This is a genomic window from Acinetobacter sp. NIPH 2100, assembly GCF_000369805.1.
Lineage (GTDB): Bacteria > Pseudomonadota > Gammaproteobacteria > Pseudomonadales > Moraxellaceae > Acinetobacter.
On record NZ_KB850224.1, the window covers coordinates 2,911,256 to 2,924,820 of the forward strand.

The 13,565-nt window shown below is 40.8% G+C and carries 12 protein-coding genes; 5 read left to right on the plus strand and 7 right to left on the minus strand.

From position 1 onward, the window contains the following. Nucleotides 1-23 precede the first annotated feature (23 nt). Together F887_RS18685 and F887_RS04545 are read left to right on the plus strand one after the other, a co-directional pair. Complete coding sequence (locus F887_RS18685; protein ID WP_005296101.1) at nt 24-185, plus strand: hypothetical protein; 162 nt, start codon at nt 24-26, stop codon at nt 183-185. A gap of 185 nt (nt 186-370) precedes the next feature. After that, nucleotides 371-1,498, plus strand: a complete 1,128-nt coding sequence (locus tag F887_RS04545; RefSeq protein WP_005296103.1) for a helix-turn-helix transcriptional regulator — start codon at nt 371-373, stop codon at nt 1,496-1,498. Nucleotides 1,499-1,512: 14 nt separating this feature from the next. Here the strand turns inward: F887_RS04545 and epmA are convergent, their stop codons facing one another. Both epmA and F887_RS04535 read right to left on the minus strand, forming a co-directional pair. Continuing rightward, the gene (gene epmA, locus F887_RS04540; protein WP_005296105.1) at nt 1,513-2,496 is read right to left on the minus strand and encodes an EF-P lysine aminoacylase EpmA; all 984 of its coding nucleotides are present in this window, start codon (nt 2,494-2,496) and stop codon (nt 1,513-1,515) included. Beyond that, nucleotides 2,493-3,560 carry a 4-phosphoerythronate dehydrogenase gene (locus F887_RS04535; RefSeq protein WP_005296107.1) on the minus strand — a complete coding sequence of 356 codons (1,068 nt, stop codon included), beginning with the start codon at nt 3,558-3,560 and terminating at the stop codon, nt 2,493-2,495. The genes epmA and F887_RS04535 overlap by 4 nt, the downstream gene beginning before the upstream one ends. Before the next feature lie 190 nt (nt 3,561-3,750). Between F887_RS04535 and F887_RS04530 the strand changes: the two genes are divergently transcribed. Next, on the plus strand, nt 3,751-4,125 hold the full coding sequence (locus tag F887_RS04530; protein ID WP_005296109.1) for a diacylglycerol kinase: 375 nt from the start codon (nt 3,751-3,753) through the stop codon (nt 4,123-4,125). Between the two features lie 57 nt (nt 4,126-4,182). On the opposite strand, the gene F887_RS04525 is transcribed toward F887_RS04530, so the two are convergent. The 5 genes from F887_RS04525 to F887_RS04505 form a co-directional block, all read right to left on the minus strand. Beyond that, nucleotides 4,183-4,920, minus strand: coding sequence for a porin family protein (locus tag F887_RS04525; RefSeq protein WP_005296111.1), 738 nt, complete (start codon nt 4,918-4,920; stop codon nt 4,183-4,185). Nucleotides 4,921-5,076: 156 nt separating this feature from the next. Continuing rightward, entirely contained in the window at nt 5,077-6,711 is a 1,635-nt protein-coding gene (groL, locus tag F887_RS04520; RefSeq protein ID WP_005296113.1) for a chaperonin GroEL, read from the minus strand. 58 nt (nt 6,712-6,769) lie between these two features. Beyond that, the gene (locus F887_RS04515; protein ID WP_004652030.1) at nt 6,770-7,060 is read right to left on the minus strand and encodes a co-chaperone GroES; all 291 of its coding nucleotides are present in this window, start codon (nt 7,058-7,060) and stop codon (nt 6,770-6,772) included. A gap of 175 nt (nt 7,061-7,235) precedes the next feature. Further along, entirely contained in the window at nt 7,236-8,003 is a 768-nt protein-coding gene (locus F887_RS04510) for a metallophosphoesterase family protein (RefSeq protein WP_005296115.1), read from the minus strand. Further along, entirely contained in the window at nt 7,984-8,922 is a 939-nt protein-coding gene (locus F887_RS04505) for a diacylglycerol/lipid kinase family protein (RefSeq protein WP_005296117.1), read from the minus strand. Before F887_RS04505 ends, F887_RS04510 begins: the two co-directional genes overlap by 20 nt. A gap of 397 nt (nt 8,923-9,319) precedes the next feature. Here F887_RS04505 and F887_RS04500 point away from each other — a divergent pair, with 397 nt between their 5' ends. Further along, complete coding sequence (locus F887_RS04500; RefSeq protein ID WP_005296119.1) at nt 9,320-11,149, plus strand: phosphoenolpyruvate carboxykinase (GTP); 1,830 nt, start codon at nt 9,320-9,322, stop codon at nt 11,147-11,149. 201 nt (nt 11,150-11,350) lie between these two features. Then, entirely contained in the window at nt 11,351-13,543 is a 2,193-nt protein-coding gene (locus F887_RS04495; protein WP_005296121.1) for a TonB-dependent siderophore receptor, read from the plus strand. Nucleotides 13,544-13,565 lie beyond the last annotated feature (22 nt).

Sequence of the window (13,565 nt, forward strand, 5' to 3'; positions counted from 1 at the left end):
AGCAATAAAAATAGGATGGAACCATGAAAATAACACTGCTCTATCTCTGTACCCTACTGACTTTAAGCCTATCTGCCTGTGCCGTACATACACCTCATGGTAGCGTCATTGTTGACCCTGACAATCATCATGATGGTCGTGGTGATTTCTGTCCTCCAGGACAAGCCAAAAAAGGACGTTGCTAAATCCTCATATACCTAAACCTGCTATCGGGTTTAGGTATATTGCACTTAAAGCGCATTTAACTTAAAACACACATTTCATCAGATAATTGCATCAGCAGTCACGTTTTTTTTAATTTAATAATTTCATTTACTTAAAATCCATATAAACTATATGGAATATATTCTATTTTTTGATGGGATTTTAGATGACTCTAAGCCAGCACAGCCCAGTCATGGACATCTTGAATAAAGTTCAACATGCAGATGATTGGATGATTTTCTTAGAGCAACTGAATCACTATTTTGATGTCCAAGCATCGCAACTGTTGGCTGTTGACCTAGAAGTACAGGCACTTTCTTTCAGTGTTCATCACGGCGTAAATTTTGATTCCAATCAACTCGAACAAGCCGCACTAACCCAAATCCGTTTGGCCATAGATGATGACCCGCGTTTAAAGAAAATGCTTTTGGCCCCCATGACGGGATGGATGCATTGCTCTCAACATTTCCAAGAGCACGAAATCACACAGACTCAAGTTTACCAACGGGTGCTACAGCCTCTGGATTTACGCTTCTGTTCAGCCATACAAATCATTTATGACCATAAAGTCTGTGTCTTACTGGCTTTTCTGACCAGCCCTGAACGTGGTGCATTAAGCTGTAGTGAACTTCAGCCAATTCATGAAATCTTACCCATCGTACAACAGAAAATTCAGCAATATCGCCATCATTTTGAATATTCCACCATGACCTTGCTCGGATCACAGCTGATCCAAAAAATGAATCAACCAATTGCGATTATTAACCTAAATGGCGATATTTTAGAGATCAATTCCGAAGCTCAGCAATTATTGCAAGATCATCAACAGATTCAAATTAAACAGCGTCGTTTTATTTTAAATGAAAAACATCAGCAACAATTTGACCAGAATCTGATTGAACTGGAACGTAATTATAAAAATCATCAACAACAAGCAGATCATGAGCGTAGCAAAATCATCGTACTCGACCCGCATTTATTCTTAACCCTTGACCTGCTCAGCCCAGAAAAAGCCCATAAGATTTTTGGCCTTCGTCCCGTCTTGCTTGCAACATTCTCTGGATTAAAACAGAAACCTAAATATCAAAAAGACATTTGTACGCAACTGTTTATGTTTACGCCTGTTGAACATAAAATATGTGAGCAACTTCTAGAAGGTAAAACCACCAAAGAAATTGCCCTGTCACATCAAATTCAAGCCGATACGGTAAAGAAGCATCTACAATCAATTTTCAAAAAAACCCGAACGCATCGCCAAAGTGAATTGATGCAACTCTTGATGCAACTTCTATAAATATAAAGAAAGCCTTAGGCAATCTCTGCTGGGAATGCAATGACCTGATCAATTTTGACTTGATTCATGGCAACCATCAGTAAACGATCAATTCCCAAAGCGATACCTGAACACTCTGGCATATTCGGCAAAGCAGCCAACAAATACTGATCGGTTGGAATTACAGGCAAACCTTGCTGGGTTCGTTCTGCATTATCCGCTTCAAAACGTGAAGCCAGCACAGACGCATCCAAAAGTTCATCATAGGCATTTGCCAGTTCTAAACCTTCGATATAAACCTCAAAACGTGCTGCAACCAGTTCTCCATCTTCATCCTGTTTTACTTTTGCCAATGAAGCCATTTCAGGTGGAAAATCCGTTAAAAATACAGGTGCATCAAAGCCTAAACTTGGCTCAACGAAATGCGAAAACAACAAGTCCATATAGGCCAAGCGATCATCACCTAAATCAAGATTCAAACCCACACGATTCGCTGTATCTTTAAGCTGCTTAACGGTCGCCTGTAAAGGATTAATATCCAAACGATCCTGAAAAGCATGCTTATAACTGAGAACAACTGGACGAATTTCACCAAAGCGCTGTGCCAAGCATGTTTCTAACAGATCCGCAGTTTCATGCATCAATCCTTTTAAATCTAATCCCGGTCGGTACCATTCCAGCATAGTAAATTCACTATTGTGTTTACGACCATGTTCATCGTCACGAAATACTTTACAGATTTGATAGATTGCCCCACTGCCACTTGCCAATAACCGTTTCATTGGAAACTCTGGTGAAGTCTGTAAATACTGGGTATTTAGTTTGCCATGAATATGACGCTGCACCTGAACCGAGGCCAAATGTACGTCCGTCACACCCGCCTGCGACAGAATGGGTGTTTCCACTTCAAGCACTTCACGCGCAGCAAAAAACTGGCGAATTTTGCTATACATCTCCGCACGTACTTTCAGCGCTTCAAGTGAACAGGTCGGTTGGTAGGTTTTCATTACTTGGTTCATGCTTGTGGTCCACCGTGTGCAGCCCATTCACGGCGCAAAGGATAATTTTTTCGGAGTAAATCAAATGCTGTTTGTTCTACTTTACCATCTTGGATACAGGCACGAAGTTGTTGATCATCGACAGCAATATCATAAATCTGAGTCAGATGCTGTTTAAGCGCTGCTTTTACATCTTGCTGCCCGAAATACTGTTCAACACTTGGCAACTGGCTCTCGAATCGCTTTGTCACCTCATAGGCAAATACCTGGCAAAAAGCCTCATAGATCATCTGCGTCCCTCTGGCCTTACCTTCCAGACTATAACCCGCAATATGCGGTGTTGCCAAAGCCAGTAAATCTAACAATTGCTCAGAAATTTCAGGCTCGAACTCAAAGACATCGAGAACGACTTGACGCTGCGTCGCAACAATATCAGCCATTAATGCAGACTGTTGAATCACTGGACCACGCGCACTGTTGATTAAAATAGCGGATGGTTTCATTGCAGCTAAAGCAGCTGCATCAAATAAATGCTGTGTGGGAAAATCACCCGATAAGGTTAAAGGCACATGAATTGAAATTGCATCGGCACGTTCTAACAGCTCAGCAAAAGAGACATTTTCAATACCTGCTAATTGCACATAAGGATCATAGCCAATTACATTCCAACCGAGAATTTGGGCCATGGCCGCCAATCGTTTACCCACATTACCCAAACCGACAATAGCCAGCGTAAATGCGCTATTTTGCTCTAATAAATCGATATCTAAATGTAATAAAGCGGTAATCACATATTCAGCAACCGCTTGCGCATTACAACCCGCCGCATTGCTCCACGCAATATGCTGTTGTTCTAAGGCTTGAATATCAAGATGATCAGTTCCAATGGTGGCACTACCCACAAATTTAATCTTAGTCTGATCAATTAAGGCATGACTCACTTTGGTGACGGAGCGAACTAAAAGTGCATCGGCATCCTGCACATCGTGATGTGTCAGTGTCCGCCCTGCTCGATGCTGTATTTCTGCAAATTCCGCAAAGAAATAATCGGTAAATGCCAAATTTTCATCTGCGATAATTTTCATGCAGAACTTTCCCTCAATAGACCTGTGCTTATTATCCTTAGCCTTATCCGAATTGACAATTCATAAATGCAACGCTGATAAGATTAGCTGGCAGAAAACCGTCTTGATTCGTACACGCATGCGACATATTGCCAATTTACTGCAACATCTTTGCTCTTATAATAATACTTTCTGCAATTCCTTCATCCTAATGACGCAATACTCTCCCTATAAAGGCAAAAGTGGCATTAAGCGGATTTTAAATGCCACAGGCTATTCCATTGCTGGCTTTAAAGCTGCCTTTCACCATGAAGCAGCCTTCCGACAAATCCTGTTGCTCAATGTAATATTGATCCCGATTAGCTTTTTCGTACATGTCTCAGCGGTTGAACAGGCCCTGATGGTTGCTGTCTGTTTATTGGCGATTATTGTCGAGCTTTTTAACTCAGCCATTGAAGCTGTTGTAGATCGTGTATCTTTGGAAAGAAATCCATTGTCTAAAAATGCCAAAGACATGGGTAGTGCTGCGCAATTTGTTTCTTTAGCAATTATCTTCTTTACGTGGATGATTATTTTATTGAAATAATTTTGATATCGAGAAGAAACAGGATGACTCTTTCTTCTCGTCATTTATTTGATCAGCTTAGAATCCAACCCCGATGCCAATGACAGGACCTTGTTGTACCGTATCCCATTTAAAACTACCATTTTTATAGTCTTGCGATACATAACGGTAGCCCACTCTAAAGTTTACAGGTGCTGTAAATATTTTTTGACGATAACCTAAATATGCCTGTGCGATTTGGGTCTGTTCCGTACCGTAGGTATATTGAGCGGCAAGATTCCAAGGTGAATCATTATTATAGCGAAGCCTTACTCCACCAAAATATTCATACCAATCCTCTCCAACAGAAACTTGCTTGCCCAACGCCCCTAACACACCTTCTAAATCGGTATAATTCACACCTAAACTAGGCTCAATGACCAAACCCTGACCATGAGGAAATTGTTCATAGGCTCGATAATAAATACCTAAATTACTCAGATTAACTTTAGTCGATAAAACCGCAGGAAATGCATAAACTTGTTTTTTCTCTTCAGTTTTTACATATTGAATATCAGAGAAAATCCCCCACTTGCCTTTATTTATTTCTAAATGTCCCATGAGTGCCTGATCAAGTGCATCAACTGTATCTTTGAAGGGTTGATCCAGTTGATAGTTCAAACCTTGATAGCCAATCCCTCCATCAATATCGGCAGCAAATCCATAGATATTCAAAAAGACTTTGGTTTCCCCAGTAAAAGATTCTTTAATGCTTTCTGCATGAGCTTGAAGCCCCAATAGGCTACATGCCAAGATGAAACAGCAAGATTTATACATGTATATACGCTCCAACCGAGTTATGTTCTATTAAATTTTTAAAGTTATAAATATGAATTAGCGTATTAATAGCGTTTTATCTTGGCTTTTACCATTCTACAAACGTAAAAAATCCCTGCCTAAGCAGGGATTTTTCTTATCTAGACGCAGATGTAATTACATCATGCCGCCCATTCCACCCATACCGCCCATATCTGGAGCAGCAACTTTATCTTCTGGGATATCAGTGATCATACATTCAGTTGTCAACATTAAACCAGCAACAGAAGCTGCGTGTTCAAGTGCTGAACGCGTTACTTTAGCAGGGTCAAGAATACCCATTTCTAACATATCGCCATATTCACCAGTTGCAGCGTTATAACCGAAGTTACCTTCGCCCGCTTTAACAGCATTGATGACAACTGATGGCTCATCACCAGCATTTGAAACGATTTGACGAAGTGGTGCTTCGATCGCACGACGTAAAATGTTGATACCGGCAGTTTGATCTTCGTTTGCGCCTTTTAAGCCATCCAATACGTTAACAGCACGTACCAGTGCAACACCACCACCTGCAACAACACCTTCTTCAACCGCTGCGCGAGTTGCGTGAAGTGCATCGTCTACACGGTCTTTCTTCTCTTTCATTTCAACTTCAGTTGCTGCACCAATTTTGATGACTGCAACACCGCCTGCTAATTTAGCAACGCGTTCTTGAAGTTTTTCTTTGTCGTATTCAGAAGTTGATTCTTCGATTTGCGCACGGATCTGTTGAACACGCTCAGCGATCTGCGCTGCATTACCAGCACCATCAACGATCACAGTGTTTTCTTTAGATACCGTGATTTTGTGCGCAGTACCCAAATCTTGAAGAGAAGCTTGCTCTAAAGACATACCTACTTCTTCAGAAATGACAGTCGCGCCAGTTAAGATCGCGATGTCTTGAAGCATTGCTTTACGACGGTCACCAAAACCAGGTGCTTTAACCGCACATACTTTGATAATACCGCGCATGTTGTTCACAACAAGTGTAGCAAGCGCTTCACCTTCAACATCTTCAGCGATGATAAGAAGAGGTTTACCTGTTTTAGCAACAGCTTCTAATACAGTAATCAACTCACGGATGTTGCCAATTTTTTTGTCAACAAGAAGAATGAATGGATTTTCAAGTTCAGCCGTTAAAGTATCTTGTTTGTTCGCGAAGTATGGAGAGATATAACCACGGTCGAACTGCATCCCTTCTACAACGTCTAAAGCGTCTTCGAAGCCAGAACCTTCTTCTACAGTGATAACACCTTCTTTACCTACTTTTTCCATCGCTTGAGCGATCAGTTTACCAACAGTGGTATCAGAGTTCGCAGAGATTGAACCTACTTGTTCAATTGCTTTGAAATCATCAGCTGGTTTTGCATTGGTACGGATATTTTCAACAACAGTTTTAACTGCGATGTCGATACCACGTTTTAAATCCATTGGGTTCATACCAGCAGTCACTGATTTGATCCCTTCATTTAAGATTGCTTGCGCAAGTACAGTTGCAGTTGTTGTACCGTCACCTGCGATGTCATTTGTTTTAGAAGAAACTTCGCGAACAAGTTGAGCACCCATGTTTTCAAACTTGTCTTTTAAAGAAATTTCTTTTGCAACTGTTACACCATCTTTAGTGATGTGTGGCGCACCGAAAGAACGGTCGATGACAACGTTACGGCCTTTAGGACCTAAAGTAACTTTTACTGCATCTGCAAGTGTATTTACGCCTGCAATCATTTTTGAGCGAGCTGAATCACCAAATTTTACGTCTTTAGCTGACATGTTTAACTCCGAATCTTTTTAAATACTGTATCTGATTAATTTGTGAGTTATGTATCGATTAGCCTTCAAGTACAGCTAAGATATCTGACTCTTTCATGATCAAGAGTTCTTCACCGCTTACTTTTACTGTTGTACCTGCATAAGTACCGAACAATACTTTATCACCAACTTTAACGTCTAAAGCGCGAACGCCATTGTCAGTGATTTGACCATTACCTACTGCGATAACTTCACCTTGAGATGGTTTTTCAGCAGCAGAACCTGGAAGTAAAATACCACCAGCCGTTTTAGTTTCTTCTTCTACGCGACGAATCACAACACGATCATGTAATGGACGAATGTTGCTCATAGTTAACTCCATCAGACTTAGTCTTTTTGATTAATGCGTATCGCCAATTCATGGCAATACATAAAATTTTGATATGCCACTTTTGTGGGGTTAAAAAAAATAGCTTCAAGGGGAGAATGAAAAAAAATTCTACTTATAGATGATTTTTTAAACATCGAAATCTATAGATGCCGAATTAAACAACAGTTTGGGATTTCACAAATATTTTAAGCGACTCATCAAACCAATAATGTTCGATCGCACCATCCTCCAAAATCACGTTAAAACTATTCGAAAATCCAAAACGCAATCGATTTGAAGTTGCTGTTCCAGCATGAATATCAAAGATCGGATGATCAAAACCCAAGTGAAAAATTTGATTTAAATCATGGACAGCCACTTTGTGTAAATGTCCATGTAATAAACCAAATAACCCTGTTTCCCCCCAACGCTCTAAAGCAATTTTTCCTAGCACAGGGCAATCCTTATCACCATGCTCATTTGGAAAGGTATAAAAGGGTTGGTGGAAAACCACCAGTTTGATTTTATTGGCTGGCGCTTTTTTTAACTGCTCATAAGCCTCATGAATTTGCTCAAGAGAAATATGTCCTCTAGTATGATAGCGCCGACGGATACTATTCATCCCAACAATATAAAAATGCGCCGTTTCCAGCGTTGTCTCCAAACGACCAAAGAAGGCCTGATAACGCACAAAAGGAGAAAAGAAACGGTTCCAGACATGATAAAGCGGAATATCATGATTGCCAGGCACCACCAGATAAGGAAGATTGAGGGAATCTAAAAATTGTCGACATGCATAAAACTGCTTCAAGCGTGCACGTTGGGTAAGATCACCACTCACAATCACCGCTTCAGGGCGGTGCTGCTGACAAAACTGCTTGATCGCTTCAATACAAACTTCACGTTCCGTTCCAAAATGCAGATCAGACAGGTGTAATAACATGCGGAACCATCACTTTTAACGCTGACTTCTTCACTGAAAATTTTAATGGAGTTTGCATCTCCATAAGTTCTCCATCTACGGCAACCGTTAATTTTGGCTTTTTACAATCGACCTGTATATGTTCAGCACAAAATGAATACACATCTGAAGCCTGATCAATTTTGCCCTGAATCAATTTCCATAACATTTTTAATAAACTGAGACGATCACTTTTAGCAACCACCACCCCTGCAAGCTTGCCATTGGCAGCACACTCGGCAATTCTTAATTTCATATCACTGAGCTGTAATTGATTATTGCCAAAAAAAATCAAAGGTGTGGCAACTGGGTATTTTTGACCATCCACAATAACCGCCAACTTTAAAGACTTAGATTCACGCAGCAGCACGTCCAAACCCGATGTATAGGCATTCAACGGAAAACGCCCAAGCCGTTGATTATACAATTCACGTTTTTTTATAAATAAAGGATACAGCCCCAAACTTGCATTATTGAGATAAATTTGGTCATTGATCGCAGCAACATGCACCGCTTGTATCACGCCCGTTGCAATCACCTCTGCCGCTTGAGCAACATCAATCGGGATATTTAATGCTCGTGCGACATAATTAAACGTCCCTAGCGGTATAATTCCCATCGGAATATCAGTATGGATAAGTTTTTTTGCAACGGCATTCAACGTTCCATCACCCCCAGCCGCAACCACCACACCACGTGAATCTGCCTGCTGATGTCTAGCAAATACAGCCTGCATCATTTCATCAAAATTAACCTGTTGATTTAACTCAAAAACCTGAATTTCAAATCCATATTGCGTCCAATAGGTCATGAGGCGTTCATATTCTTCATCTTGCTGCGCAGCATGAAAGCCTGATTTTTGATTATAAATAATAGATAAAGGCTGTAAATTTTGACTCATTCGCATCAACCTCAAGGCTTTAGATAAGCTTATTTTTGTTTACAAAATCAACAAATAAAAGCAAGTTTATGTAAATTTTGAATGAACATTATTCATATAATCAATAACAATTCTCAAAAAATTAAAAATAAATTAAATAACTGATTATTAATAAAATTTATAAAAAAAATATTACATATAAAAAAACAAAATAACAAAATATAGAATAATAAAATTATTAAAAAACAAATGCATAAACCAAAATCAACATTTCCACCCTTCTACACCCACCTATTCTTTAGTCTTATATTTTTTATGATTTTATGCTTTAATACAGCCACTTTTTTTACTTCATCTGTCTCACTGCCATCCAGTGGATAGAATTTGTACGTCGTACACACTTTAAAAAGGCATCACCATGACCCAAGTGAACGCACCAGAATTCGTTCGTCACCCTAAGCTAATTGCGTGGGTGGAAGAAATTGCAAAATTGACCAAACCAGCAAAAATCGAATGGTGTGACGGAAGCGAAGAAGAATATCAACGTCTTATGGACTTGATGATCGCTAACGGCACCATGCAAAAACTTAACCAAGAAAAACATCCTGGTTCTTATCTTGCAAATTCTGATCCTTCTGACGTTGCTCGTGTTGAAGACCGTACTTATATCTGCTCGCAAAATGAAGAAGATGCTGGCGCAACAAACAACTGGGTTGCTCCTGCAGAAATGCGCGAAAAATTAAATGGATTATTTGACGGTGCAATGGAAGGCCGTACCATGTATGTGGTTCCCTTCTCGATGGGTCCTTTAGGAAGCCACATTGCTCACATCGGTATCGAGTTAACAGATTCACCTTACGTTGCAGTCAGCATGACTAAAATGGCACGTATGGGTAAAGCAGTTTATGACGTGTTAGGTACTGATGGTGAGTTTATCCCATGTGTACACACTGTTGCTGCACCGCTTAAAGATGGTCAAAAAGATGTTGCTTGGCCATGTAACAACGAAAAATATATCGTTCACTATCCAGAAACTCGTGAAATCTGGTCTTATGGTTCTGGTTACGGCGGCAACGCATTGCTTGGTAAAAAATGCCTAGCATTACGTATTGCATCTGCAATGGGTCGTGAGCAAGGCTGGTTAGCTGAACACATGCTCATTTTAGGTGTGACCAATCCACAAGGTGAAAAACACTACATCGCAGCGGCATTCCCTTCTGCATGTGGTAAAACAAACTTTGCAATGTTGATTCCACCAGCAGGTTACGAAGGCTGGAAGATTGAAACTGTAGGTGACGATATTGCTTGGATCAAACCAGGTGAAGACGGTCGCTTATATGCAATCAATCCAGAAGCAGGTTTCTTTGGTGTTGCGCCTGGTACAAATACCAAAACCAACCCGAACTGTATTGCAACCATGCATAAAGATGTGATCTACACCAACGTTGCAGTCACCAAAGACGGCGAAGTATGGTGGGAAGGCCTAACTAAAGAAGTTCCAGCTGACCTGATCACTTGGAAAGGCCAGCCTTATGTTGAAGGCGAAAAAGCAGCACATCCAAACTCACGTTTTACTGTTTCTGCGGGTCAATGCCCTTCGATTGATGCTGACTGGGAAAATCCAGCGGGCGTACCAATCTCTGCATTCATCTTCGGTGGTCGTCGTGCAGACACAGTGCCTTTAGTATCTGAAGCATTTGACTGGGTTGATGGCGTTTATAAAGCAGCAACCATGGGTTCTGAAACAACTGCTGCAGCTGTTGGTCAACAAGGTATTGTTCGTCGTGACCCATTCGCAATGCTTCCATTTGCAGGTTATAACATGGCTGACTACTTCGGCCACTGGTTACAACTTGGTCAAGAAGTTGGTGCAAAAGCTGAAGCTGCTGGTAATAAATTACCAAAAATCTTCAACGTAAACTGGTTCCGTCGTGATGCTGAAGGCAACTTCGTATGGCCTGGTTTCGGACAAAACATGCGTGTTCTTGAGTGGATTATTGATCGTTGTGAAGGTCGTGCTGAAGCGACTGAAACACCAATCGGTTATGTTCCGACTTACGAACAGCTGAACTGGACTGGTATTGACTTCTCTAAAGAGCAATTCAATACAGTAACAGCACAAGATAAAGATCAATGGATCAAAGAACTTGAAAGCCACACTGAGTTATTCACTAAACTTGGTGCCCGCTTACCTCAAGCACTTAAAGATCGTCAAAATGAATTATTAGCAGCTGTTAAATCTGCTTAATCACCTTTGTTTCCCTCTTTATTAAAGAGGATTAAGGAGATTAGAAAAGGTCGCTTCGGTGGCCTTTTTTATTACCCAAATTTCGAAAATTCCTATCACCCCGCCGCCCCACTCTAGGTATTCCCATTAAGCTTTAGCTAAAATAAATTGCAAAATTAACGAATATTAACAATAATTGTAATAATAATATTTCTCATTTACATGGTTGTAGCTATGAGTTCTTCCCCACTGTTTAAACGCACTCCACTGTTTTTGGCTATCTCAACATTAGTCAGTATCAGTTCTTATAGTTATGCACTTGATGGGGAATCGCAACAACTTCCAACCATCAAAGTCCAAGCAATTCAGGACAGTGACATCAGTGAGAAAACTAAAGCTTACAGTATTAAAAATAGTTCAAGTGCAACCAAACTTAATATTGAAGCCAAAGAAATTCCACAAACCATCAATGTGGTGACACGTCAGCAAATTGAAGATTTCGGCCTGACCAGTTCAAGAGATGTTTTAAATAACACCCCAGGCGTCACCGTAAATTCGCTAGAAACTGAGCGCTCGGTATATATGGCGCGTGGCTTTGAAATCTCAAATATTCTAGTCGATGGTGTTGGCTTCCCATCAGGTGGGTGGAATTATAATGACACCAATCCTGACAGCTACTTTTATGATCGAATTGAAGTCATTAAAGGCGCAGATGCACTGACCAATGCATTTGGTGATCCAAGTGCAACCATCAACTATATCCGTAAACGCCCAACTAAACAGTTCCAAGCCAATGCGGGTCTGAGCTATGGCTCATGGGATACGCAACGTTATGAAGCAGATGCTTCAGGCAGCCTGTTATCCGATGGCAGTGTCCGCGGTCGTCTTTCAGGTTTTCAGCAGACTGGAGACTCACACTTAGACCGCTACACGTCCGAGAAAAATGGTATTGCAGGCATCTTAGAAGCCGACCTGACCGATAGCACCCTACTTACCATTGGTGCAAGCCAAGAAAAAAACAAACCCAATGCCAATAATTGGGGTGCTTTACCTCTGATGGATTCTTCGGGTAAACAAATCAGTTATGATCGCTTTTATAATCCAAATCCAGATTGGGCGTATTGGGACAATACCTCTCGAAATGCATTTTTTGAGCTTAAACAGAAACTCTCTGAGAATTGGTCAGCCAACCTAAACTACAACTACAATGAAAAGAATCGCGACAGCCGACTGTTATACTATTACGGTTATCCAATGGCGAACGGTGCTGATGTCGATTTTACTGCTAAAGGCTTTAGTGAAAAAAATAAACAACATAGTGTAGACCTCAACCTAAATGGAAAATTTGAACTATTAGACCAGCAACATGAAGCGATTGTTGGTTACAGCTTCACCCAGAGCAAACAAAATGACGCTCAAACTGTGGGCGACATCCAAGACAGTAATGTTGGAATATGTGTTCGTGGCACAGGCGACAATGAATACAAAGCTCAATGTACTACTGATTGGGCAAGCTGGACCCCAAATAGTGTGATCTGGAGCCCATTCACAAAAACAGCAGATTATACTCAACGTAATCAATCTGTTTATGCAGCAACCCGCCTACACCTCAATGATGATTTAAAATTAACCCTAGGTGCAAACTACGTCCAAGCCAAGAGTGAAGGTACAAGTTACGGCGACCCAATGAGTTATGACGAGAGCAAAGTATCGCCATATGCGGGTATAACCTATAACTTCACCCCTGAATATACGGGTTATATGAGTTATACCTCGATTTTCCGCCCACAAACCTCAGTTGACAAAGCAACGGGCAAAATTGCAGATCCAATTGAAGGTAAAAGCTATGAAGTTGGATTTAAGAGTTCTTGGTTAGATAACAAGCTTACTGGAACACTGGCTGTGTTTAGAACTGAGGAAAATAGCTACCCGCTTCGCTCAACTGACAACCCTTCTCTCGATCGTAGAGTTGAAGTTAGTGATCTTCGTTCTCAAGGTGTAGAAGTGGGTCTGGCGGGACAACTCACCGATCAAGTCAATGTTTCTCTCGGCTATACCCAATTTAGCCTGCAAGATCTGAAAAATGGCGGCGCAGCAAGAACCTACAACCCAACGCAAAGTTTTAATCTATTAACCACCTATTCCCCAGCTCAATTGCCAAAACTGAAAGTTGGTGCTGGGGTGAAATGGCAAAGTAAAATCACCCGTTTTGACCCAAGCTTTAGCACCTACCTCAAACAAAGTGATTATGCATTGTTGAACTTGATGGCAAGCTATGACATTAGTCCAAATCTTTCTATTCAAGCCAATGCCAATAACGTGACTGATAAAAAGTATTTAAACAGCTTTACCGATGGGCAGGCATTCTACGGAGCACCTGCAAATTACACCGTTGCATTCCGCTTCAAGTACTAATCAATACCCATAAAAAAAGCCC

Bases quoted from the DNA above. Each gene is read 5' to 3' on its own strand.
- F887_RS18685 (WP_005296101.1), top strand. From the start codon at position 24: ATGAAAATAACACTGCTCTATCTCTGTACCCTACTGACTTTAAGCCTA.
- F887_RS04545 (WP_005296103.1), top strand. From the start codon at position 371: ATGACTCTAAGCCAGCACAGCCCAGTCATGGACATCTTGAATAAAGTT.
- epmA (WP_005296105.1), bottom strand. From the start codon at position 2,496: ATGAACCAAGTAATGAAAACCTACCAACCGACCTGTTCACTTGAAGCG.
- F887_RS04535 (WP_005296107.1), bottom strand. From the start codon at position 3,560: ATGAAAATTATCGCAGATGAAAATTTGGCATTTACCGATTATTTCTTT.
- F887_RS04530 (WP_005296109.1), top strand. From the start codon at position 3,751: ATGACGCAATACTCTCCCTATAAAGGCAAAAGTGGCATTAAGCGGATT.
- F887_RS04525 (WP_005296111.1), bottom strand. From the start codon at position 4,920: ATGTATAAATCTTGCTGTTTCATCTTGGCATGTAGCCTATTGGGGCTT.
- groL (WP_005296113.1), bottom strand. From the start codon at position 6,711: ATGTCAGCTAAAGACGTAAAATTTGGTGATTCAGCTCGCTCAAAAATG.
- F887_RS04515 (WP_004652030.1), bottom strand. From the start codon at position 7,060: ATGAGCAACATTCGTCCATTACATGATCGTGTTGTGATTCGTCGCGTA.
- F887_RS04510 (WP_005296115.1), bottom strand. From the start codon at position 8,003: ATGTTATTACACCTGTCTGATCTGCATTTTGGAACGGAACGTGAAGTT.
- F887_RS04505 (WP_005296117.1), bottom strand. From the start codon at position 8,922: ATGAGTCAAAATTTACAGCCTTTATCTATTATTTATAATCAAAAATCA.
- F887_RS04500 (WP_005296119.1), top strand. From the start codon at position 9,320: ATGACCCAAGTGAACGCACCAGAATTCGTTCGTCACCCTAAGCTAATT.
- F887_RS04495 (WP_005296121.1), top strand. From the start codon at position 11,351: ATGGTTGTAGCTATGAGTTCTTCCCCACTGTTTAAACGCACTCCACTG.